21 protein-coding genes are annotated in these 23,642 nt (G+C 45.7%); 14 read left to right on the top strand and 7 right to left on the bottom strand.

Annotated features, from left to right (window positions below):
* Positions 1-147 precede the first annotated feature (147 nt).
* A complete protein-coding gene (locus tag EL84_RS26775; protein ID WP_047843697.1) occupies positions 148-2,253 on the bottom strand; it encodes a methyl-accepting chemotaxis protein in 2,106 nt (701 codons plus the stop codon).
* Between the two features lie 188 nt (positions 2,254-2,441).
* Positions 2,442-3,041 (bottom strand): 30S ribosomal protein S4, encoded by a 600-nt coding sequence (gene rpsD / locus EL84_RS26770; protein ID WP_017687421.1) that lies wholly within the window; start codon positions 3,039-3,041, stop codon positions 2,442-2,444.
* A 465-nt stretch (positions 3,042-3,506) separates the two neighbouring features.
* On the opposite strand from rpsD, the gene EL84_RS26765 reads away from it, so the two are divergent.
* From EL84_RS26765 to EL84_RS26745, 5 genes are all read left to right on the top strand, one after another.
* Complete coding sequence (locus EL84_RS26765; RefSeq protein ID WP_047843696.1) at positions 3,507-5,498, top strand: sensor domain-containing diguanylate cyclase; 1,992 nt, start codon at positions 3,507-3,509, stop codon at positions 5,496-5,498.
* A 105-nt stretch (positions 5,499-5,603) separates the two neighbouring features.
* Positions 5,604-6,494 carry a hypothetical protein gene (locus tag EL84_RS26760; protein WP_047843695.1) on the top strand — a complete coding sequence of 297 codons (891 nt, stop codon included), beginning with the start codon at positions 5,604-5,606 and terminating at the stop codon, positions 6,492-6,494.
* Positions 6,495-6,605: 111 nt separating this feature from the next.
* Positions 6,606-7,721 (top strand): aminopeptidase, encoded by a 1,116-nt coding sequence (locus EL84_RS26755; protein WP_047843694.1) that lies wholly within the window; start codon positions 6,606-6,608, stop codon positions 7,719-7,721.
* Positions 7,722-7,817: 96 nt separating this feature from the next.
* Positions 7,818-8,063 (top strand): HPr family phosphocarrier protein, encoded by a 246-nt coding sequence (locus tag EL84_RS26750; RefSeq protein ID WP_036614658.1) that lies wholly within the window; start codon positions 7,818-7,820, stop codon positions 8,061-8,063.
* A 225-nt stretch (positions 8,064-8,288) separates the two neighbouring features.
* The gene (locus EL84_RS26745) at positions 8,289-8,582 is read left to right on the top strand and encodes a YlaN family protein (RefSeq protein ID WP_036614657.1); all 294 of its coding nucleotides are present in this window, start codon (positions 8,289-8,291) and stop codon (positions 8,580-8,582) included.
* 375 nt (positions 8,583-8,957) lie between these two features.
* On the opposite strand, the gene cax is transcribed toward EL84_RS26745, so the two are convergent.
* Entirely contained in the window at positions 8,958-10,028 is a 1,071-nt protein-coding gene (cax, locus tag EL84_RS26740) for a calcium/proton exchanger (RefSeq protein WP_036674882.1), read from the bottom strand.
* 184 nt (positions 10,029-10,212) lie between these two features.
* Between cax and EL84_RS26735 the strand changes: the two genes are divergently transcribed.
* Complete coding sequence (locus EL84_RS26735; RefSeq protein WP_017687428.1) at positions 10,213-10,575, top strand: Asp23/Gls24 family envelope stress response protein; 363 nt, start codon at positions 10,213-10,215, stop codon at positions 10,573-10,575.
* 127 nt (positions 10,576-10,702) lie between these two features.
* Here EL84_RS26735 and ftsW read toward each other — a convergent pair whose 3' ends face one another.
* Positions 10,703-11,992, bottom strand: a complete 1,290-nt coding sequence (gene ftsW, locus EL84_RS26730) for a putative lipid II flippase FtsW (protein WP_036614653.1) — start codon at positions 11,990-11,992, stop codon at positions 10,703-10,705.
* Between the two features lie 13 nt (positions 11,993-12,005).
* On the bottom strand, positions 12,006-12,353 hold the full coding sequence (locus EL84_RS26725) for a YugN family protein (protein ID WP_036614650.1): 348 nt from the start codon (positions 12,351-12,353) through the stop codon (positions 12,006-12,008).
* Positions 12,354-12,563: 210 nt separating this feature from the next.
* Between EL84_RS26725 and EL84_RS26720 the strand changes: the two genes are divergently transcribed.
* The 8 genes from EL84_RS26720 to EL84_RS26685 all read left to right on the top strand — a co-directional run bounded on the left by EL84_RS26720 (position 12,564) and on the right by EL84_RS26685 (position 20,852).
* A complete protein-coding gene (locus EL84_RS26720; protein ID WP_047843693.1) occupies positions 12,564-13,733 on the top strand; it encodes a M20 family metallopeptidase in 1,170 nt (389 codons plus the stop codon).
* Between the two features lie 190 nt (positions 13,734-13,923).
* Entirely contained in the window at positions 13,924-15,618 is a 1,695-nt protein-coding gene (locus EL84_RS26715) for a DNA repair helicase XPB (protein WP_082219138.1), read from the top strand.
* Positions 15,619-15,654: 36 nt separating this feature from the next.
* Positions 15,655-17,373: a helicase-associated domain-containing protein gene (locus EL84_RS26710; RefSeq protein ID WP_047843692.1), complete on the top strand. Its 1,719-nt coding sequence runs from the start codon at positions 15,655-15,657 to the stop codon at positions 17,371-17,373.
* A 152-nt stretch (positions 17,374-17,525) separates the two neighbouring features.
* Positions 17,526-17,963, top strand: coding sequence for a YlbF family regulator (locus EL84_RS26705; RefSeq protein ID WP_036614642.1), 438 nt, complete (start codon positions 17,526-17,528; stop codon positions 17,961-17,963).
* Between the two features lie 30 nt (positions 17,964-17,993).
* Positions 17,994-18,257: a YlbG family protein gene (locus EL84_RS26700; RefSeq protein ID WP_026080981.1), complete on the top strand. Its 264-nt coding sequence runs from the start codon at positions 17,994-17,996 to the stop codon at positions 18,255-18,257.
* A 165-nt stretch (positions 18,258-18,422) separates the two neighbouring features.
* Entirely contained in the window at positions 18,423-18,860 is a 438-nt protein-coding gene (locus tag EL84_RS26695) for a hypothetical protein (protein ID WP_017687436.1), read from the top strand.
* Between the two features lie 132 nt (positions 18,861-18,992).
* A complete protein-coding gene (locus EL84_RS26690; RefSeq protein WP_036614641.1) occupies positions 18,993-19,916 on the top strand; it encodes a selenium metabolism-associated LysR family transcriptional regulator in 924 nt (307 codons plus the stop codon).
* 66 nt (positions 19,917-19,982) lie between these two features.
* A complete protein-coding gene (locus EL84_RS26685; RefSeq protein ID WP_047843691.1) occupies positions 19,983-20,852 on the top strand; it encodes a PHP domain-containing protein in 870 nt (289 codons plus the stop codon).
* A gap of 143 nt (positions 20,853-20,995) precedes the next feature.
* On the opposite strand, the gene EL84_RS26680 is transcribed toward EL84_RS26685, so the two are convergent.
* Both EL84_RS26680 and EL84_RS26675 read right to left on the bottom strand, forming a co-directional pair.
* Positions 20,996-21,442 (bottom strand): GNAT family N-acetyltransferase, encoded by a 447-nt coding sequence (locus EL84_RS26680; protein WP_047843690.1) that lies wholly within the window; start codon positions 21,440-21,442, stop codon positions 20,996-20,998.
* A gap of 410 nt (positions 21,443-21,852) precedes the next feature.
* Positions 21,853-23,625, bottom strand: a complete 1,773-nt coding sequence (locus EL84_RS26675) for an NFACT family protein (RefSeq protein WP_047843689.1) — start codon at positions 23,623-23,625, stop codon at positions 21,853-21,855.
* Positions 23,626-23,642: the final 17 nt, after the last annotated feature.

Raw genomic sequence — 23,642 nt, 5'->3', positions numbered from 1 at the left:
AAATTTGCCATTCTGCCATGCATTATGCTATATATCATGCGATATTGAAGCACATTTCATGAGTTGTAAGCAAAAATAAGCAGGCCACCTCCATGCTGAGGTGCATAGGGTGACCTGAATGATTAGTCGTATTGGAGGTCTTCTACATTAGGTTTTGAAGCGTTGAATCAGCTCTAATAATTCCTGGGTAAGATTAGCCAATGAGGCAGATGCCGCCGTAATCTCTTCCATGGATGCGAGTTGTTCTTCAGAGGCAGAGGCAACACGAGTTGCATGATCTGCTGTCTCATGACCAATGGTTTTGAGTTGCACTAACGTGGCATCAACCTGCTGTGATCCAGCCGACATCTGCTGGGCAATGGCTGAGACATGTTCAATCTGCTCATTAACATCTGTAATCTGTGATGAAATGGAGAGGAATAGTTCACCACTTTCATGGATCACTTCCGCTATATGGCTCACCTCGGCATTCCCATGCTCCATATTTTCAACGAGAGAAAGGACCTCTTGCTGAACGTTATGAATCAACGCTGCAATCTGCGCTGCTGATATTCTGGATTGTTCAGCCAGATTACGAATCTCGGAAGCAACAACACCGAACCCGCGCCCGTGTTCACCTGCTCGTGATGCTTCAATGGAAGCGTTAAGGGCAAGTAGATTGGTTTGACGGCTAACTTCCGTGATCATGCCTGTAATATGTCCAATCTCTTCCGAACGTTGACGGAAATTCTCCAGTGCGGTCATGGACGTCTGCACAGAAGAGGTGGCGCTATCGACCATACGCATAGCGGACTGAATCTTATCAGTTCCGATGGTTGTTCGCTCAGCCACAGCGCGCGATGAATCCGAGACATCGGAGGCTGCCTTTGCAATTCTTCCGATTCCTACAGATATTTCATTCATGGAACGGGAGGACTCTTGCAGTTCCTGCACCTGTTTACCTGCTTTATCTGCAACTTCGACTCCTGTTAATGCAATCAGTTCGGCGGCTTTACCTGTTTCTTCGGCACCCGCGGTCAATTGTTGAGAAGTGGAGCCGACAGATAAAGCATGTTCGGATATAACCGATATGGTATGACGCAGGGTATCCATCATCTGATTCATATGACCCGCCATAACGCCAAATTCATCTTTGGATCGTACAGGTAACTTTTGTGTCAAATCCCCGCCAGCCAGCTGTCCAGCGACGATATTAACTTGATTCAACTGCCTTACAATGGAGACGATGGTGTAGGTAACCACACTTGCAAGCAGAAGTACTGCCAGTGCGGCAATCAGTATGGACCAGTTCAAGCTGTCATAGAAGGGTTGAAGGATATGGCTCTTTGGCAGTGCCGATACAAGGTACCAGTTTGAATCTGTTCCTTGTAACTTGGCAGGCTCGGCAATAAACAGTTCTTCCCCTACTTCAGGGTCTGTAGCGTAAAACTGAGACTCGCCAGACTGTATACGCTGAATGACTGTCTTCATCTCAGATGGAATTACGGCTCCTTCATTAGCCAGTTCCGGTTTGGAGCCGTGTGCAGCAATCTGTCCTTCACTAGTAATAAGCATGGCATAACCCTGATCCGGATTAAGTGATGCTATATTTTGCTGAAAACGATCAATGGTAAAGTCGGCCCCAACAATGCCTAGAAAATTTTTGTTTTCATCTAATAGAGGGAGGACAATCGAAACGAGTAGTGTTTCTTTTCCGCCAACCGTGTAGGTAACAGGCTCGGACCAATAGATGGATTTGGTTTTCTTTGGCTGCTGATAGTAAGTACTGGTTTCACCGCTTCCCTCATAAGTAGGCATAGGCTCAAAATGCAGGGAGTTGCCATCACGTATAACGTATGGAACGAATCGACCCGTAGCATCATCATATTCTTTTTTGTTGACGTGATCCGCATCGTTTCCATCAAAGGCATTTGGTTCCCAGCCCGTATAAAAGCCAAAAACTTTCTCGTCCTTCTTCAGATATTGTTCAAGGAGTCTGACGACTTCTTCACGGTTGAGTGATCCGTTCTGAGCGGCATCCAATAACGTGGTACTCATGGTGTCCAACGTGTTTTTCACCTGATTAATGTCAGTCATAAACTCATTTGTAGCCCGGTTTGCTGCCTGTCCAGCAACGGTTTCGCCGTACTGGAGGCTTTTGTCGTAAATGGATTTGGTATTAAATGCAATCAGGGCTCCAATACAACAGAGTAATACGATCCCGAGTAAAAGTCCAAGCTTAACAGCGAGCTTGCGATTGCGAAAAAAATGCATGTTTTAATCCCCCTCGATGTCATTCTTGTGATGTATATATGGATGTGTGCTTCTCCTGAAGGGAGTCTATATTTTATATCGTTATTTACGTTCCTATAATGAAGATAATTAAAAAAAAGCATAGAAAAACAGCTGCCGAGAAAATCTCGACAGCTGTTTGGAGTGAAACTTTAATGTGATTGCAACGATTAACGGTTGTAGAACTCGACGATTTGTTTTTCATCGATGTCTTGGGACAATTCAGCACGCTCAGGCAAGCGGATGAATTTACCTTCTACAGCTGCTTCGTTGTATTCAACGTATGCTGGAAGATGCGAACGGCCTTCCAAAGCTTCTTTAATGGAAGAAAGAGCGCGGCTCTTCTCACGCAAGCCGATTACATCGCCAGTGCTTACTTGGTAAGAAGCGATATCGACTTTTTTGCCGTTTACAGTTACGTGACCGTGTGCTACCAACTGACGCGCTCCAGCGCGGGAGTTAGCAAACCCAAGGCGGTAAACGAGGTTGTCAAGGCGGCACTCAAGCAAGAACATGAAGTTCTCACCGGCAATACCTTGCATTTTTTGAGCTTTAGAGAACAGTGTGCGGAATTGCTTCTCGCCCAAACCGTACATGTGGCGCAATTTTTGTTTTTCTTGCAATTGCATACCGTAGTTGCTGATTTTTCTGCGTTGGTTAGCTCCGTGCTGACCTGGAGGGAAAGGACGTTTCAATTCTTTGCCTGTTCCGCTAAGGGAAATGCCGAGGCGACGGCTCAATTTAAATTTAGGACCAGTGTAACGTGCCATGTTTAAAGTAGCTCCTTTTTAGTTAAAGTTCATATTAGGGCTCTGTTTGCGCTCCAATTTGTTGATGCGGGCTTGGCCACGCATAGAACGATCAGGAAAGTTCAGCCGCTGTCCTGAAAGCAACAAAAAGAATGAGGGTGACACAACCGGTAATGCCCAAATTTAAAGACCCATTAGTAGTCTTCATCAACAATTTATATTACAGTTTAAGAGAAACAATGTCAAGCGCAGAATAAAAGCAAAAAAACGTCTAAATTTGTCGATAGGTCATTGGGCCTAAAATAATGGGACAATTTTCTGAAATATGGATGCAAAAATGGTTTAAACAGAGTAAAATAGATTGTATCTTAACTTTAAATCATCTTTATGTAACAAGGTTATCGCAACGAATTTGCAGGTTTGCGATAACGTCTGCAGATTAATGCATCCTGGTGGATGCAAAAACGGTGCAAAGGAGCGCCTGACATGTTAGAACATCTAAGAAGTTTACCTGCCAGCTTGAATTCACGAAGTTCGGGCGATTCCGCATCTTTTGCCGCTCCTCATTCTCATGAAGAGCATGTGTTGTGGATGCAAAAAATGGATATCACACCTTTTGATTTTTCATATTTAGGTAGCTTGCTAGAGCAGGCATACAGTGACTGGAACTCCAAAGTGGGTTCAAGGCTGGCCAGAACATCAACCTTTTACAGCGTGTGGAACACGGAAGGTGATTGCATAGGATACGATAGCGATCATGAAGCTGATCCGGGCGTAAATGCACGCAGGCTGGTATTGGAATGTTTGGATAAGAGACAGGTCCTGTCCCTTAAAGGGACAAGCGAACACGGACAATATCTTATAATAACACATCCCTTATTCTCCAGAACTAACAAGGATATGTTTGCCGTATTCACCGCTGTGATCTATGAATCCAATGGATATGAAACGTCTGAAGCTGTGGTTCAATCTGAGGCATTGCATTATCACACCTGCTTTTACCGAAGATTCGAATACATATTTATGACGGACCTGTTACATGCTCATGAACAAACAGCTCGTGAGGAACACCGGAGGTCCATTCTCTTTCAGATTGTTCAGCGAATGCATGACAAAATGGATGTCGAGGCCATATTGGATGAGGTATTTGACAGTATGGACTACTTGTACCCGGCCACTTATATCAAATTGTATATGTCTCAGGATCAGAACAACTCTGATCCACGGATTAAACCGTTGCTTGTCCACGAGCGAGGAGAAGATATTTGTGTGCGTTCATTTATGGAAGGTAAGCTGATCGTTGCTCGCTCAGATGATGCAGAGAACCGCATTGTAGATATAGGGATTCCGCTGAAAGGCAAACAAGGCATATACGGTGTGTTCCATATCGAAATGAATGAAGAGATTATGGAAGAATCGGACTTGCAATTGATTACGATGATGGTAGACACTGCAGGAACGGCCTTTGAGAATGCCAAGCTGCATGAACAATCCAATATGTTAATTCAGGAACTTCGTTTAATTAATGATCTTACACAGCGGTTGAACAAAAGCCTGCATCTTTCCGAGATCTATCAACTATCCGAGCAAGAGTTAAAGGAAATATTCCAGGCTGAAACGTGTTGCATTCTTCAACTCAATGACAGTACAAATGACTTCGAAGTCATGTCATCTAACGTGAAAGATGTTTTTCACCAATCCTTTTCTGTAGACTACGGTATCGCAGGTTTGGTCTATCGAACAGAGGAACCGCTCATTATAGCCAATTATGCGCAATTTGATAAAGTGTCCTCCTTTTTCATGGAAGATACGGGATCCATGTCACTGATTGCATCACCGATCAGAGTCAATGGTGAAGTGAAGGGTGCCATTTTGCTGGGACACAGTAGAGAGCACTACTTTTCATATGATAACTATAGGCTCTTGCAGATGTTATCCATTCATATCGGGCTTGCCCTGTCAAATGCCACGCTGCATGCCGAGGTTCGGCGCTTGGCTAATCTGGATATGTTGACAGGTCTGTACGTGAGGCATTATCTGGACAGTGTGATTCACGAGCGACAGGCTCATGAATTCTGTGGCTCCCTCATTGTGGTGGATATTGATCAGTTCAAACAGGTGAATGATACGTTCGGACACCAGACGGGGGATCAAGTATTGAAGCAAGTGAGTGAGATCGTCACCAGCTCTGTTCGCTCGGAGGATGTCTGCGCCAGATGGGGTGGAGAAGAACTGGCGATCTATATGCCACAGGTGAGTGTAAGGCAGGCGTTAGATTATGCGGAAGTGATTCGAAAGAGAGTCGCAGAAGAGACCCGACCGCCCGTTACGGTATCCAGTGGCATCGCAGAGTGGAATTGGATGGATGAAAAGGTCAGTGTAGAGTCCTTGTTTTATCGGGCTGATATGGCTTTGTACAGCGCCAAGAATGGTGGTCGGAACAGAATCGTTGTAGAGGAACAGGATGTAACACGTTAAGAGAGAACAATTCCAATTGCGGAGTCGTTCTCTTTTTTTTTTTTTTGCATCGCAGATCAAGATGTGTATAGAAGGAAGTATAAGCATATACGGGCGGGGCAATCTATGGAGAAAGTTCACGGAAGGGTGAAGATAGACATGTTTAACCGCCATTCGGTACGTACATTATGGTTATTTGTGAGCATCGTGATTATTGGTGTTCCGGGTTGTGGATTAATCCAGCGAGATCAAACGCCTGAAGAGGTTTTTTCCTTGGCTTTATCGGGGATAGCGGGAAAAGAAACGTTGAGTTTTGAAGGAGAGGCAGGACTTCGACGGGAGAACAGTGGGCTGTTTGAAAATCAGTTCAAATTTGAAGGCAAGCTGGAGAATCATGATCGTCTGACCCTTCAGACCCGCTTACCTGGAGAAGTAACTGCTGTGGGGACAGGCATTCAAACAACTGCCGTAAAAAATAATGGACAGCCCAGTGGGTTTAGCGCCTCTTTTGAGCGGAAACAAGGGCAATGGACGGCATTGTCAGCGCAGCATGAGCCGCTGCGTGGGTCTCTTTCTCGATTTAACCCAATCGCCCAATTGGAGAAGATTGATGGGATGCACAAAACCATTCAATCCGAGTATGGGGCCGGTCGTCGAACCAGAACATTACGGATTGAACTTGCACCGGAAGACGCCAAATCATGGGCTGTAACCCAGCTAAACGACGAGATGAACGCCATTCGGGCAGAATATATGCATAAGGCAGCTACGGTGAAAGGGGCGCGTAAGGAGAAGCTTGAGAAGGATCTGGAGAAAGTTTGGAAACAGGGCGAAACAACGATGCAACAGATGATGAAACAAGCGAGCGTGCAGACGGTATATCATCTCACGGTAGATCGGAAGAGCAGTCTGCCTCTTCGCTTATCCTCTGAAAGTCAGATGAGTTACACGGACAACAACCGTAAAAGTAACAAAGAAGCCCTTGTCACCGATGTTAACTTCAAGTCATATCAATAAACGAAGTGAGGGACTGCCTGCTGACGGGATGACTGTTCGCGTGCTACAATAGTATCGTAATTTACCGTTGTTCAATTCAAGTATGGCAGATGACAGGAGGATTTTACCAAGATGAAAGACCCAAGAATTCAAAAGCTTGCAACAAACCTGGTGGGCTATTCAGTAGATGTACAGCCTGGTGAAAATGTTTTGGTTGAGATGATTGGATCGGAACGTGATCTGATTAACGCCATTATTGAAGAGGTAGGCAAAAAAGGTGGTAACGTCTTTGTACAGTTGACCGATAAAACCGTACAGCGTGCGATGCTGAAAAATGCCACAGAAGAAATGATGAAAACATGGGCAGAGATTGATCTAAACCGTATGAAACAGATGGATTGTTATATCGGTATTCGTGCGGGAGAAAATGTGAATGATCTGTCCGATGTGCCGGAAGAAAAAATGAAAATGTACAATGCATTGTACTCCCACCCGGTACATAGTGAACAACGTGTCAAACATACGAAATGGGTTGTACTGCGTTACCCTAACGCAAGTATGGCGCAACTCGCCAATACAAGTACAGAAGCGTTCGAAGATTTCTACTTCGACGTATGTAACCTGGATTACGCCAAAATGGACAAAGCGCAGGACTCGCTTGCTAACCTGATGAAGCGGACGGACAAAGTTCGTATCACCGGACCAGGAACAGAGCTGAGCTTCTCCATTAAAGATATCGGTGCAGAGAAATGTTCTGGCCAAAAAAATATCCCGGATGGCGAAGTGTACAGTGCCCCTGTGCGTAATTCCGTGAACGGAACGATTAGTTATAACTCGCCAACCCTGTATAACGGAGTGACTTTTGAAAATATCAAGTTCACCTTCAAGGATGGCAAAATTGTTGAAGCGACAAGTAACGATACAGAGCGTTTGAATGAAATCCTGAATTCGGATGAGGGTGCTCGTCATATCGGTGAATTCGCGATTGGATTTAACCCTCATATTCTGCATCCGATGAAAGATATCCTGTTCGATGAAAAAATCGCAGGCAGCTTACACTTTACGCCAGGTCAGGCGTATGAAGAAACCGACAATGGCAACCGCTCGTCCATCCACTGGGATCTCGTATTGATCCAGCGTCCGGATTATGGCGGCGGGGAGATTTATTTTGACGATGTGCTGATTCGTAAAGACGGTATCTTTGTCATTCCTGAGCTGGAATGCTTGAATCCGGACCGTTTGAAGTAGGAACAGGATTTTGCTGTTGCTAGGAAAGCGGATTCACGGTATCATGTAGTGGTAATTAATAGATGATACCAATAGTAAAAAGACGGAGGGATTCCTATGTCGAGTAATAACGCGGCTGTAGTAGAAATTGCTCAAACAGCAGGCAAGTTTACTTCTTCAATCGTGCTTCATTCGGAGAACAAGTATATCGATGTAAAAAGTATTCTCGGATTGTTTACAACGCTGATCAGCACGCACAGCTATGAACTGCATGTTCATGGTCCAGATGCAGTTGAAGCGAAAGCAGCCATGTCAGAAGTATTTGCCAAGCATGGACTGAATGTAAGCATCGCATCTGAGTAATAGCTCTCAAGAAGCACCTTTGCCTTTTTTGGCAGGGGTGTTTTTTGGCATGGAATGATCTGAATACTCGTCTGGACGTGACTGGAACAGGTGGATTAAGCTTCAACAAAAGGCTTAACTTTGCGGGCTTATTTTGGTCAGGTTCTTGTATTAGCTCTTCATTTCGTCTAATATTAGAGGTAGAACGTCTTTACGCGATTTTTGGGACATAGGGGGGAAAAATGCATGACTTCATCTGATCTGCAGGACCAGCTGAGTTTGAAAGCGATCAGTCTTCTTCAAGAAGATGCAGATAAAATACAGAAGCTTATTGAAGTACAGATGGAGAATCTGGCTACCCGCTACTGCCCTCTCTATGAGGAAGTATTGGATACACAGATGTATGGGTTCTCCAAAGAAGTTGATTTTGCTGTTCGTGCAGGGCTCCTTCCAGAAGGTGCAGGTAAGCAGCTGGTTAGCGCGCTTGAGCGGAATTTGGCAATTTTATATGAAGCCTTGAACAAGAAGAATGAGCAATAGCCTGCAAATGCGCGGGTCAGAATAGAAGGCATGCAGGCGTTTATGCATGCTTTTTTTGTGCGCCTGAACGGGATGGGGATATAACCAGCCGGAAGGCGTATACAAACAAAGAGACAGCACCGAATGTAAATTCGGGCTGCCTCTTGTGGCTTGTTTATTTTAGTGTTATATAAATTAAACTAAACATTTACACAAAACGGAGAGGACAGAAATAACCTGAAGAAGCGGAGCGTTCGCCTTTATCCCCGGATTTACCCCTTTATAAAAGGAATCAAAAAAATCAGGGGATAACAGCGATCGGAAGGTTGTTCTGTCATCGTAGTGGCCAGTGTAAATATTCTTTAGTTCAACTTATATCGCTACGTGAGGGCCTAGTTACACCAGGAAGAAGGATACACCGAGTATGATATATACGACGAGCAGGAGTAAACCTTCGTACCAATTCGTTGAACCATCTTGGGTAATGGACTTCGCAATAAATACGGATACGCCGATGGCGACCAGTTCAATCGTTGTGAATACGATATCCATGGTTCTGCCTGTGAAGTAGCTGACAAAAATCAGTACAGGAGCAACGAAGAGTGCGATCTGCAAGCTGCTGCCAACGGCAATTTCAACGGCGGCTCCAATTTTATTTTTCATGGCAAGCATGATGGCTGCACTGTGTTCGGCCGCATTACCGATGATGGCCACAAGGAATGCACCGACAAACAGTTCGCTAAGTCCAAATTCCGAAGTGAAGACTTCGAGCGTGCCCACCAGCCATTCACTGACGAAGGCAACCATGACTGTTGCGAGCACCAGATAGAGGATTGATTTTTTCTTGGACCATGCCGGAGCATGCTCATGAGGTAGCTCTTCATCGCGATCCTCAGTGACGTCTGCGAGGTAGTTCTTATGTGTCACCATGGAGAATAGTAACCACGCAATATACGCGAGGATGAGCAATCCGGCCACGATGAGACTAAGTGTATTGGTGTCTTTCTGTGTAATGGAATGTGTATTGAGAAAGACTGCCGGAATAAACAGGGCAATGATGGCAACAATCATCAGGGAACCATTCAGACCTGCAAGTGAAACATTATAATTCTGAATTTTGAACTTGAGTCCTCCCGCAAAAATACTTAACCCGAGCACTAATAGCAGATTTCCTATGATAGAACCTGTCAGACTAGCTTTGACCATGTCGAAGAGTCCCTCTTTGACGAGGAAAATGGCGATGATCAATTCGGCAGCATTGCCGAAGGTGGCATTCAAGAATCCTCCCAGCCGCTGTCCGGCGTAGTGGGCTACATTTTCGGTGGCTTTGCCTAAAAAACCGGCCACAAAAATAACCGAAATGGCTGATATCACGAACTGTAGAATCGAATCCCATTTCAAGTAGTGGGCGATGGCACTGAGTGCAAAGAACGCAATCAGCAAAATGGATGAAATCCGGTTTCTCACAACAAACACCTCGGTTATAAATTATTTTGTTTTTGAATTACACTGTAAATCGCTTATGAGATTATTTTCATATTTCAATATAACCAAATGGTGGTAGGTTGTAAACGCATCTTTTTGAGTTTAATTTGCTTTTTGGGGTGGAAAGGATTTAAAATACGAGTAACGAAGTGAAGGAGGATGTGGCATGGCAGAACAACTTCAACTGGAGAGCGGAAACATCCGGATTGCCGATGACGTGGTTGCAAAAATTGCCGGAATGGCTGCAATGGAAACACCCGGAATTGCCGCAATGTCTGGAGGATTGTCAGAGGGCTGGGCGAAGCGACTCAGCGGTAAAAACGTACAGAAAGGCGTGAGCGTTGAGGTCGGCCAGCTGGAAGCAGCCATTGACCTGCGCATCATCGTCCTGTACGAAACCCCGATTCATGAAGTTTCCCGTATGCTTCAGCAGAATGTAAGAGAAGCGGTAGAGACCATGACCGGATTACGCGTGGTTGAAGTCAATGTAAAGGTAGAAGGCGTATCTTTCAAAGGCGACGATCTGTAGAAATCGCAATCCGCAATGGAGGACAGAGCGATATTGACCTGTTCTTCATCTTGATAGACAGAATAGTACTTAGTATACAGAAAAGGCTGCGCATCTATTAGGTGCACAGCCTTTTTTGTGTTGTTTTTTATCGAATCCGACGGATGGACTCCCGTGAACGAAGAGCAGGAGAGGTACGAGTCTGTGTCTGTACAGTTACGGACTTCGTTTTCTCTTCCTTGATCACGTCCAGATTGTTGGTGCGTGAGATACTGAGCAGAATGCCCATGGCAACCATCATCACAAAGAGTGAGGTACCCCCATAACTGATAAACGGAAGCGTGACCCCCGTCACCGGAATGGTCTGAGTTACACCACCGATGTTGATAAATGCCTGAATCGCGATTAGTCCCATGATACCTATGCCGACCAATGTTCCGAATGGATCGGGACAGCGGAGAGAGACAATAATTCCGCGCCAGATGAAGTACAGGTAAACAAGCAGGAATAAGGCACTTCCGATGAATCCGAGTTCTTCCCCGATTACGGAGAAAATAAAGTCATTATACGCGTTTGGCAAATAGTGCAGCTTCATCGTACCTTGTCCAATCCCTGAACCTGTCATGCCGCCATCACCAATGGCAACAAGGGAACGGTAAAGGTTAAGACTTCCGCCATTAATATCGGACATTGGATCAAGGAAAGCCTGAATACGTCCGATCTTGTAGTTCTGCTCCGCAGTGACTGCTGTTGTAGCAGTCGTTGTGTCGGAAGGAGACATGGAAGAAAACAGGGAATTCGCTCCGAACGCCAGTGCCCCACCGAGTACAACCAGGAGAATCGAACCCAGGATATGTTTCATACTGGCTCCACCGGCATAGATCAAGAGACCACAGGTGGACACCAGAATGAAGGTGGTACCGAAGTCTGGTTGCAGCATAATCAGCCCTGCGATGAATCCAACGATGAACAAGACGGGAACGTACCCTGTCTTGAAAACCCTGAATTTCTCACCTTTTTTGGTAATAAGAGCAGAGAGATAGAGAATGATAGCAATTTTCGCGAACTCTGCAGGCTGAAGACTGAAACCAAAAATGTGAATCCAGCTTCGTGCACCGTTCAATACTGCACCTGAGATCAAAACAATCACCAGCATGACCGTAGTGAGCAGGAAAAAGGGTGCATAGAGCTTTTTGTACTTGTTGAAGCGGATATTCATGGCAAAAAACATGCCAAATAGACCGATAATCGCCCACATAAGTTGTTTTTTCGTGAAGTAAAGGGCATCATTGTTAAATTTATCGCTTGCGATTGCAATGCTGGAACTGGAGCTGAATACCATCACCAGTCCAAAGCCCACCAACAATAAAGTGAGGATTAGCAGTTGAAAATCCGGCGTGCCTCTCTTCGTTTTCGTTTGGGCCGTTTGTTGTTTCATCGTTTGGCCCAGCCTATGCTTCCAGCAGTTCTTTAAGCTGCTGTAATTTTTGGGCTGCCAGCTTCACGACTGGTTGCGGAACGGAAGAGTCATAATCCAGGCCGTGAGGGAAAGTGGCTTTGCCAAGGTATACTGCTTCAACAGCAAGAACGGTATCCGGTTTTTCCAATTTGCCTTCCACAGCGCGGGTATTAATGCGTACAAAGTATTCTGAGTTGGTTAGTTCATCTTCAATTTTGTAGTCATATGTAGCACGGTAATATTCCCATTGCCACCGGACAAATCCGACTTTCTCGGCGCTCTCATCCAGGTATGCCAAGTCGCTCTTCAAGCCATCCAAGCCTGTATTCTCAAAAATCATAAGCGTTTGATCCTCCTCATAAGCTTCCGAGTATAATTTCTCGAGTATTTCTCTAGTTCATGATAGTATGTTTCCCCTTCCCGTGCAAGCTTTCCAAAGGCGTTTCGTATCGGTTTTCTTCCAATTCTGCTACAATATACAGCAATAGGTTTGAAGAGGCAGGTTCGGGCTTGATCCAAGTCCCGTTCAAGATTGAAAGGGTGGAGAGACATGACTAATAATATATGGTGGGAAGATCTGCAGATCCATATGGTGGAATGGCGGCGTCACCTTCATCGCAATCCAGAGGTTTCCTTTCATGAGGAGAAGACATCCTCTTTTGTAGCGGATATGTTGGAGAGCTTTGGCGTTGAAGTGAGGCGTCATGTTGGTGGCCACGGGGTCATCGGTACCATTCGTGGGGACAAGCCGGGTCCTGTCGTCATGCTGCGAGCTGATATGGACGCACTGCCAATTCAGGATGAGAAGAATATCGAGTATGCGTCACAACAAGCAGGAGCGATGCATGCATGCGGCCACGATGGTCATATCTCGATCTTGCTCGGTACGGCGTTGTATTTTAGCCGTCACAAGCAGGAGATCCAAGGAGAGATTCGCTTTTTGTTCCAGCCAGCAGAAGAACTGCTTCCGGGTGGTGCAGTTCAGGTCATTGCGGATGGTGCGCTTGAAGGCGTGGATGTCATATATGGCATTCATCTGTGGACCCCGTTGCCTGTAGGTGTTGTTGCCAGTAAAGCAGGACCGATGATGGCGGCGGCAGACGATTTTTACATTGAGATCAAAGGTAAAGGTGGACATGGCGGGATGCCACAATCCACGATAGATAGTCTTATCGCGGGTTCTGCGCTTGTGATGCAGCTTCAGACCGTTGTCAGTCGTTCGGTGGATCCATTGCAACCCGCGGTGCTGACCATTGGTACAATGCAGGCGGGCTCGGCTCAGAATGTAATTGCAGAGCAATGCAAAATGAGCGGTACGGTAAGAACGTTTGATGAAGAGACCCGAAACGGGATGAAAGAGCGTGTGCTTACCATGGTAGCCCAGACAGGGGCAACTTATGGCGCAGAGACGCAAGTGAAATATATTATGGGATATCCGCCTGTGGTGAACGATGAACAGGAGACAGCACGTTTCTTCAGAGAAGCTACAGAATTATTTGGGGCAGAACGAGTGCAAGCTTCCCCGATGCTGATGCCAGCGGAAGATTTTGCGTATTATCTGCAGAAGGTTCCAGGGTGCTTTATGTTTGTTGGAGCAGGCAACCCAGATAAAAATGCGATCTATCCGCATCATCATCCGATGTTTGATTTTGATGAAGACGCAATGCAGACGGCCGTTAGATTGTTCATAGCTATGGCTAAGGGTTACACAGCCGAATGACTTTAGATGCAGTTGGGCATCCTGTTCATACCGAGGTATGGGCAGGATGTTTTTTTGTGGATTTTATAGATGTTGTCCAAAAGTCCACTTTTCGGTACTGAAAACTAGACTTTTTGAACGTGCACTTAAAGTGGTTCATTTTCGGAAGCTGCCGGAACTGGACTTTTTTGTGATAGGAGGAAGGCACCAAATGGAAGGAACAGAACATATGGTAAGCACAGATGCTTGTATCGTTCAGCGAGATTTTACAGTTTTGCTGGAAGTTGGCCACCCCGGATTCGAAAGAGCAAGAGAGCAGCTTGGGATGTATTCAGAACTAGTTAAGACACCGGCAGCGTTCCATACTTACCGAATCACTCCGTTATCGCTCTGGAATGCGGCTGCGCTGGGATGGAATGCAGATCAGGTCATCGCAAGTTTGGAGCTGGTATCCCGCTGGAACGTGCCTGCTGCACTTATACAGGATGTTCGGAGAATCATGGATCAGTATGGCAAATTAAAACTGCATTCCGAAGCAGATCACACTAGAATGCGTCTTTACAGTGAGGATGAGCGGTTGCTGGATGAATTAAGTGGATTGAAATCGATAGCTGCCTTTCGCATGGAACGTAAGGACGCTCATGAACTTCTGCTCCCAGGAGAACAGCGAGGGTTATTAAAAAGGGAATTAACACGATTGGGTTACCCCGTACTTGATTACGTAGGATATCGGGAGGGAACCAAGCTTTCATTTGATTGGCGCTCTAATGATCCAGGGGACCACTCTGAGCGATTTGCGCTGCGTTCTTACCAGAGAGAGGCTGTGGATGCATTCGAAGGCAGTGAGGGCATGGGAGGAAGTGGTTTACTCGTACTTCCTTGCGGGGCAGGCAAAACGGTCATTGGCATGGCCGTTCTGGAGCGGCTTCAATGTGAATGCTTGATTTTGACGTCCAATACAACGTCTGTGCGACAGTGGATTCAGGAAATTCAAGACAAAACCACGATTACCAGCGAACAGATTGGTGAGTATTCCGGTCAGAAAAAACAGGTGAAACCTGTGACTGTAGCTACATATCAGATTCTTACACACCGGAAATCAAAGGATGCTGATTTTACCCACATCAAACTGCTCAGTGAGCGGCAATGGGGGCTGATCATATATGATGAAGTACATTTGCTGCCAGCACCAGTGTTTCGTGCAACTGCGGATATTCAAGCTACGCGAAGGCTGGGATTGACGGCCACTTTGGTTCGAGAGGATGGCTGTGAACAGGATGTGTTTTCGTTGATTGGTCCAAAGCTCTATGATATGCCGTGGAAACAACTGGAGCAGCAAGGGTGGATTGCTGATGTACAATGTCAAGAGATACGTATTCCGTTTTCCCCGGAACTAAGATCAAATTATCTGCAAGCCGAGGTTAAACATCAATTTCGATTGGCTGCCGAGAATCCGGCGAAGGTACATGTAGTTAAGCGTTTGCTGGAACGTCATCGGGATATGCCTGCGCTAGTGATTGGACAATATCTGGATCAACTTGAGTTGATTGCCCGGGAAATTGAAGCACCTTTGATCTCGGGTAACATGTCACAGCAAGAGCGAATCAAGTGGTTTGCCGCTTTTCGACGTGGAGAGATTAAAACAATTGTGGTATCCAAGGTTGCCAATTTTGCTGTGGATTTGCCTGATGCTGCTGTTGCGCTTGAGATATCCGGAAGTTTCGGGTCAAGGCAGGAAGAGGCACAGCGTTTGGGAAGAATTCTGAGACCAAAAGCTGGAGAAAACAAAGCATATTTCTATGCGTTGGTATCAGAGGATAGTAAGGAACAGGAGTTTGCATTAAACCGTCAGATGTTCTTGGTCGAGCAGGGATATGAATATGCCATCGTTCATGAGAACGAATAGTCCATTTATACTCGCGAAAAGAGGAGGGATTGGGATATGTCTTCATTTGAAGCAATAGATGAGCCTGTGGTACTGAACCTTGATTCATGGTCAAAGCTTGCTTTGGTGGAACAAAAAGTGCTTGGTGCAATTTTTCACAAACATGCCGGTCAGCCTTTTTCCTCCCTCCTGCCACGAGAACAGTGGGCCATCGAAGGACTAAGTGTCGCAGAAGCCAATTCTTCATTCGCCAGCCTTAGGCAGCAAAGATGGATTGAATCTGTATATAAGAGTTGGGGAGAGCGATTATTCTATATTCCTGCTTCGCTGATGGAGACATTGACGATTGCTTACGCACAAAGAGTGGGTATAACCGTTAAACAGATGGCACAGCATGCTCATGTATTACAGGAAGGAAAGCCGGATACTGCTGCGGAACTTCTTCATCTGATCGCGTGGATTGAAAGAGAAGGACTTCCTTTGACAGGGAAGGGCACTATACATAAGAAAAGTGTTCAAAAATTAAGTGTGATCACGGTGTTATCTTCGACAGACTTTGAAGGTCTGGGCATCCGATATGATCATTCGGATTTGTATCCGACCCACGTAGCTATCCTTCTCGATCTACTGCTCAGTCTGAATCTCGTTCAGAAGTCAGATGGCCAAATTCAGATTGTAGATCATCGATTACAAAAATGGTTGCAGCTCTCGTGGAGACAGATGCATCGGGAAATATATCAAGCGTGTATGGAAAGATACGGAGAAGCTGAACCCGCGTTGCAGCATTTCCGTTATCAATTGGCAGTGTTTGCTCCAGAAAAAAACATATGGTGCCATATAGAGAATTCGGAATTGAAACCACGGGTTAGGGGCTGGCTCTGCGCACTAGCTGGCTGGGGTTATGGTGAAGTAGGAGAAGATCAGTCGGGAGCGCTGGCATTCCGTTGGCTGATCGAACCGCAAAGCCTGTTATATCGAGAACAAGAGATGGTAAGTGAGGCGGATCCTTGTGGATTTTACATGCAGCCTGATTTCGAAATGTTGGTGCCGCCCGAAGCAGGTCCTGATGTGATCTGGATGCTGGAGCAATGCGCAGAACGGGTGACGCGTGATCGAATGTCGATCTACCGTATGACAAGAGAGCGATTCATTTCGGCCTTAGCCAGAGGGTATGAATTACATGAAGTGATAGAGTGTCTGGATCAATATGCGCTGACAGGCATACCAGAGAATGTACGTATTGCGTTAGCAGATTGGGGCAAGGAGACGGATGCTGCACCGTTGACTGTAAATCGGAGTATGAAGGTAATGGAGGCAAGTACAGGCTCCGCAGATGATCCGAAGTTATTAGAAAAAGATGTGTTTAGCGGTGTATATTCTTCTTTCTACACACTCGATAATCAAGGTCTGGTTGATGTCCCTGCTTCTCTGCATGGGTTGGAGCGTGATCATTCTGTCATTGAGAAGAAGTTCTCTCTGTTGGGATTTGAGGAGATACCGGAAACCTGGTACAAGGAGTGGCGTCGATATCATAGTTCAACCGCCCGACAGATTGCTGCCAAAGCCATTGAGTGGCAGACCAAGCTGGGGATACAACAGGAAAATCGTACGCAATACCTCATTCCACATCAGGTAGAGGGTCATGAACAATGGACTTTAAGCGGTTGGTGCATGTTGGATTCAAGTGAAAATACATCAGAGACGGAATGGCGTACATTCTCCCCGTCAGAGTGGGATACAATGCGTCTTATCCTGCCAGATGATGTCATAACCTGACTATTTCACGTGAATATCAGGTTGAAAGGCGAATTTTCGAGTTCCCCCTATTTCTAATTGCAGGAAAAACTCTTCTTAACTATTCATGGATATGCTATGATGAGGTAGTCTACGTTAAGTAGAACTTTATATATAGATAGGATGAATATTTCATGAGCGTAGCGGAAATGAACACGGTCGATATGGCCCAAGTGTTAACGGGCGCATATGAACTGGGCGACATGATTAACCAATCTGCCGAAGTATCGGATTATTTATATTGGAAGCAGCAAGTCGAGACTACCCCTGAGATTCAGATGGGGATTCGGAAGCTGAATGCCAAGAAGGAATTGTTTGAAGAAACACAGCGTTTCGGTCATTTTCACCCGGATTATCATGCAGCAAAAGACCAGGTGAAGGCTCTGGAACAGGAGTTGGAAAATTTCGAGGCGGTAATCCGCTTCAAACAGGCAGAGAAGTCCCTGGATGATATGTTATTCCAGATGTCAGAGACCATTGCATTTGCAGTGTCAACGACCATTAAAGTACCGAGCAATGACCCGAATCCGAAGGGCGGCTGCGGTAGTGGCGGCAAGTGTGGTTGCAGTTAAGTAATCATTATAGAAGGGCGGGGAACGATGATGTTTGCGGAAAGGACAGGATTCATTATTTGGGTCAGTGATTTGAAGGCTGCCCGTAATCTCGAAAAATATGGCACCGTGCATTATATCTCCCGCCGTATGCATTATGTAGTCATGTATGTTAATGCAGAACGGGCAGATGATACGATGAAAAATGTGAAGCGACTTTCCTATGTGCGCAAGATCGAACGCTCGTATCGTAATGAGATCAAAACCGAGTATGCCAGCAAAACGATGGACAAAACGAGCTTTTACGGAATATAGAAGAGAAACTGGAGGGACCCTTTGGGGTCGCTCTTTTCTTGAATTATACACAAATTGGCTATTGTGAAAAAAAGTTAAACTTACGCCTTGAGGTTGCGGGACTAATGTTGTAATATATTTGGTAATAAATAGATAGAAAGTCCTATCTGGTGGAGAGTGATTCCCATGCGTGATAAGGTGATGCAACGTTGGAGCACCTACGAGCCGTTTTTCGTGGCTCTTGGAGACAAGAAAGTGGCCGACATCGTCATTACCCATCATGCCAAGATGCGGTATGCAGACCGTATTGAGCCTGCACGTAGTGATGATGACCATATTGCGGCGTGGTTATGGGAGTGTCTGAAGCAGGACCGTATAACACCATACTACCGTAATGAACAGGACGTCTACCTGATTGATGAGGATCTGGTGGTGGTCGCCGAATTTTCCGAACTTGAAGGAGAATATGATATTGCGGGCAACCCGCTGCACAAAATGATTGTAGTTACGTTTCTGGGACGTATGTCGGAGACCATTGAGTTGAGGGACCTGAAATCATATTATTCATGGTTAAGACATTCAAGAAGAATGACGTTGGTCAAAAATAGCCGCAAGCATAAGTAAGCCTGGGTAGATTCAATATGTTGAAATCATAGATTCAAGTATTATCGCATGCAGACAAGCTGCATGCTTTTTTTGTTGCCAAGCGGGAAATCGGCTACAATGTAGAGAGTGTAATCGAAGAGGGGCGAAGATATGAATTTTCACCAATTGCATATTTTTTATACGGTAGCAGAGAAGGGGAGTTTCTCGGCTGCTGCACAAGCATTACATATGACTCAACCGGCAGTAACGATGCAGATTCAATCATTGGAGGACTATTTTGGCACCAAGTTATTGCATCGTTCCACCAAAAAAATAGAATTATCCGAGGCTGGCCGAACTTTATTACCTCATGCGAAACGGAGTGTAGAGCTGGTCAGACAGACGGACGAAGCGATGTCGGCGTTTACCCAGATGTTACAGGGCCGACTCCAGCTGGGAGCCAGCTTAACGATCGGGGAATATGTGCTTCCACGCATGCTCGGACCATTTGCACTTCAGTATCCCGATATTTCAATTGTCATGAAAGTAATGAATACAACGCAAATTATGGATGATATATTGAAGCACCAGCTTAATTTTGGTCTGATTGAAGCGCCAGTGCACCACCCGGACATGATTGTGGAGCCTGTCATGCAGGACGAGCTGAAACTGATTGTACCTGCCGGACATGATTTGGCTAAGCGTAGCAAAGTGAATATTGAGGATGTAATGAATTATCCTTTTGTGCTGCGTGAGAAGGGCTCGGGTACTCGTCAGGTGATGGAAGACCAATTGCAAAAGAAAAAGATTGATCCACAGGATATGAATGTAGTGATGGAACTTGGCAGTACAGGAGCGGTAAAATCGGCCGTGGAGGCAGGGGTAGGTATTACGATGTTATCTCCTTCTTCGGTGCAGCATGAACTGGCTCTGGGACTTGTTCATATTGTGGATATCCGCGGACTCGAATTCAAAAGGCAGTTCTATGCCATCCATCTAAAATCGTCCTTGTTGCCCCTGTCAGCAGTCGCTTTCCTGAATTATCTGCGTCAGCAGGAGCAGCCTAAGTCGGTACATAAAACGGGGAAGGCATAATCGTTGGCAACATCAATGGTAGATAAGATTAAATCATAATCAATTTACACAAAGGAGCTGTTGATCATGGATCAGCGCCAAGGACGCTGTGATCTTCATACGCATAGTCAGGCTTCCGATGGAATGCAGCCACCTGCTGATAATGTGAAGCTTGCCAAACAAAAAGGGCTATCTGCGGTTGCCCTAACGGACCATGATACAGTAGCTGGTGTAGCGGAAGCACAGCAAGCGGGAAAAGAGTACGATATTGATGTTGTTGCTGGAGTGGAGATCAGCACTCGGGCTGGTGGGAAAGATATTCATGTGCTTGGGTATTATGTGAATACAGAGGATGAGCAGTTCCTGCAACGGTTGCGCGGATTACGAGAAGCGCGAGATGAGCGGAATCTTCTGATTATCGCCAAGCTGCAAGAACTCGGGCTTGATATAAGCTGGCAGGAGGTACTGGATGAGCTAGGACGACCGTTAGAGCCGGATGAGAGTATTGGAAGACCTCATATGGCCGATGTGCTGGTGAAGAAGGGATATGCGGTCGACATGCGGGATGCTTTTGATCAGTATCTTGCTGAAGGCAAGCCAGGCTTTGTATCTGTACCCCGCGTTGCACCAGAGGATGCTTGCGAGTGGATCAGAGCCGCAGGTGGAGCCGCTGTGATTGCCCATCCGGGTCTCTATAACGATGATGAACTGGTGCGACGTATCATCGAAGACTCTCGTCCAGATGGCATTGAGGTGTTTCATTCGGACCATGGCCCGGAAGAGGAACGCAGGTATGGTAAGCTGGCCAAGGAATACGACCTCATTGAAACAGGTGGATCTGATTATCATGGTAAACGGCAAGGTATTGTTTTCCACGGGGATCTTGGTAGCAAGACCGTAACGGTTGATGTGATGGAAAGGCTGAAGGCAGCTGCTTCACAGCAAAGGGGAGAGTAAGCGAGACGTTGCAACGCTCTATCTGACTATAATAAATTCTGTATTACTGGATACATTTTAAGATCGAAGGAGTAAGAGACATGCAAGCATGATAGGGCTGAACCTTCATGTTTGCATGTCCCTTTTTTTGTTCTGAAAATAGTCTATGTAATGGAATAGTTTACCCAAGCGCCACGTGTAGCCCCGAGACGTTCGAATAATTGCTGTGCCCGCTCATTGGTCACTGCTGTGATCCAAGACATATATGCACATCCATGGTCACGCGTATATTGCTGACAGTGTGCAAATAATTTGGCTTCTGCTTCGCCTTCTCTGAATGTTTCCGTAACAAATAGGTCATTCATGATGGCGACACGTTCTGCTTTCATCGTGCTGTATGTAAAGAACAGGGTAGAAAATCCGATAAGCTTCCCGTCCTCTTCTGCCACGAATTGAGCACCGATCTGCTGATTAAGCAGGTTGTTGATCAAAAGCTGGATGGATTGATCACCAGGCCAGGGGTTGTTGTAGAATCCCACCACATAGTCATGCATTAAGGCCATCAGGGGTTTCAGATCATTAGGTTGAGTTTCTCTGATATGTATGGTCATGGTACACTTCCTTAACAGTAATTTATATTTCTTAGAATTGAATTATTATACATATAAATGAATTAATATTCAATAAAATGATAAATAAGCTGAGCTTCACCTATCACTCAAACAACTAATGCAATAACAAAAATCCCCTGAACCGTTAATGGTCAGGGGATTTTTCTATTGTTACTGTTACATCTATATAAGTTGAACTAATCATTTATACGATAACGGAGAGGACAGAAAAAACCTGAAAAAGCGGAGCTAAAAGCTTTCTGCAAGAAAGCTACTTCGGAAGCATAAGCTTCGCCTTTATCCCCGGATTTACCCTTGAAAAAGGGGATCAGAAAAATCTGGGGATAACAGCGATTGGAAGGTTGTTCTGTCATCGTAGTGTCAGTGTAAATAATCTTTAGTTCAACTTACTATCCATTTTTAATGGTGGATGGCAGACTCTTGATCAATTCATCATTTGGCGTGACAAACAACGTCTTCTGATGATCATAGATCACAAAACCAGGCTTCGCACCACTTGGTTTGCGCACATGACGGATAAACGTGTAATCCACAGGCACACTGCTGGACTCCTTGGCCTGGCTGAAATAGGCAGCAAGCTGTGCTGCTTCTTCCAATGTAGCTTCACCAAAGTCCGTACTACGAATAACGACATGTGAACCTGGAATGTCTTTGGTATGCAACCAGGTGTCGTTGGAAGAAGCGAGACGGTTGGTCACGTACTCATTCTGCAGGTTGTTTTTGCCCACAAGAATATCAATTCCCTCCGAGGAGGTGAACTGGTGTACGGTTGGACGGTCACTTTTCTTCTTCTTTTTACCCTTTTTATTACGGTCACGAAGGTATCCTTGCTGTACAAGCTCGTCCCGTATTTCCTCAATATCGTTCATCGATGCAATGGAGAGCTGCTGTAACAGGTTATCGAGGTAGTCAATCTCGTCTTTGGTTTTGCCAAGCTGCTCATGAATGACAGCCAGACTGTTCTTGTATTTGTTATACCGCTTGAAATAACGTTGTGCGTTGTCAGATGGTGTAAGCAACGGATCAAGCTGAATGGTAATGTTGGCTTGGTCTTCATCGTAGAAGTTCACAAGCTCCACGCTCTTGTCCCCTTTGTGAACCAGATGCAGGGAGGCAAACAGCAACTCACCCCATAGTCTGAACTTGTCCGCATCATCCGCTTCCAGTAGATCCTTGTTCAGGTTGTCCAGCTTTTTGATGTTTTTGCTTCGCTCATTCTGCAGAAAACGGAGCAGATCACTTACTCTCTGTTTAACCGTGTCTCGTTCAGCCTTATCTCCGTAATAATCTTCCATGCACTTGCTCATCGTGTCATAGGTTTTCTCCAAATCCTGAATGCTCTGAAGATGAACGGCTGAGAAAATCATTTTGCCTTTGGCGTTCATTCCGGTTACAGGTGTGTAGATATGATCTCTGACAGGTCCCATCACGGCTTCAAAAGCGTTCCAGAGTGCACCAGCCTCAACTCGGCTTTCACCCTCAACCACAGCTGGAGTGCTCACGGTGCCTTCAGCAGCAATTCCACGAGCAGCAATCTCTCCCGCAATTAACGGGCTAAGACCGCTAAAGGAGTTCACAAGCCAGCGTGATGCCTCTTCCTCAGCGGCATGATAGCTGTCCTCGAATGCTGTACGACTCACTTCGAGCGGATTACTTTTATGTTGCTCGGGTGGGGCAGTATACGCGAATCCAGGCATGATTACCCGGTAGCTACTGATGGACGGAGTCACATGATGAATGCCATCCAGAATCGTTCCAGTTACAGGATCAAGCAAAATAATATTACTGTGACGCCCCATCAATTCAATGATGATCCGTTTTACCGAAACATCCCCCAGTTCGTCGCGCTGGCGCACATTGATGTGGATAATACGCTCCATGCCAATCTGACGGATCTCCTCAATGATTGCACCTTCACAGTGCTTACGGAGCAACATGCAGAACATGGGTGCTTCCGTAGGGTTAAGAAATGTCTTTTCCGTATAATGCACACGAGGATAGGTTGGGCTTGCCGAAACAAGCAATTTACTATTTCCGCGCTGAGCACGCAGGGTGAGAACTACGTCATGGCCATTCGGCTGATGGATTTTGCTAATACGTCCACCAATGCAGCCTTGCAGTTCATGAACAATGGCCCGTGTTACAATGCCGTCCAATGCCATTTTTTCCACTTCCTCTC

Source organism: Paenibacillus sp. VT-400, assembly GCF_001029205.1.
Lineage (GTDB): Bacteria > Bacillota > Bacilli > Paenibacillales > Paenibacillaceae > Paenibacillus > Paenibacillus amylolyticus.
The sequence above is the reverse complement of the archived record's forward strand: the minus strand, read 5'-3'. Positions and strand labels throughout refer to the sequence as shown.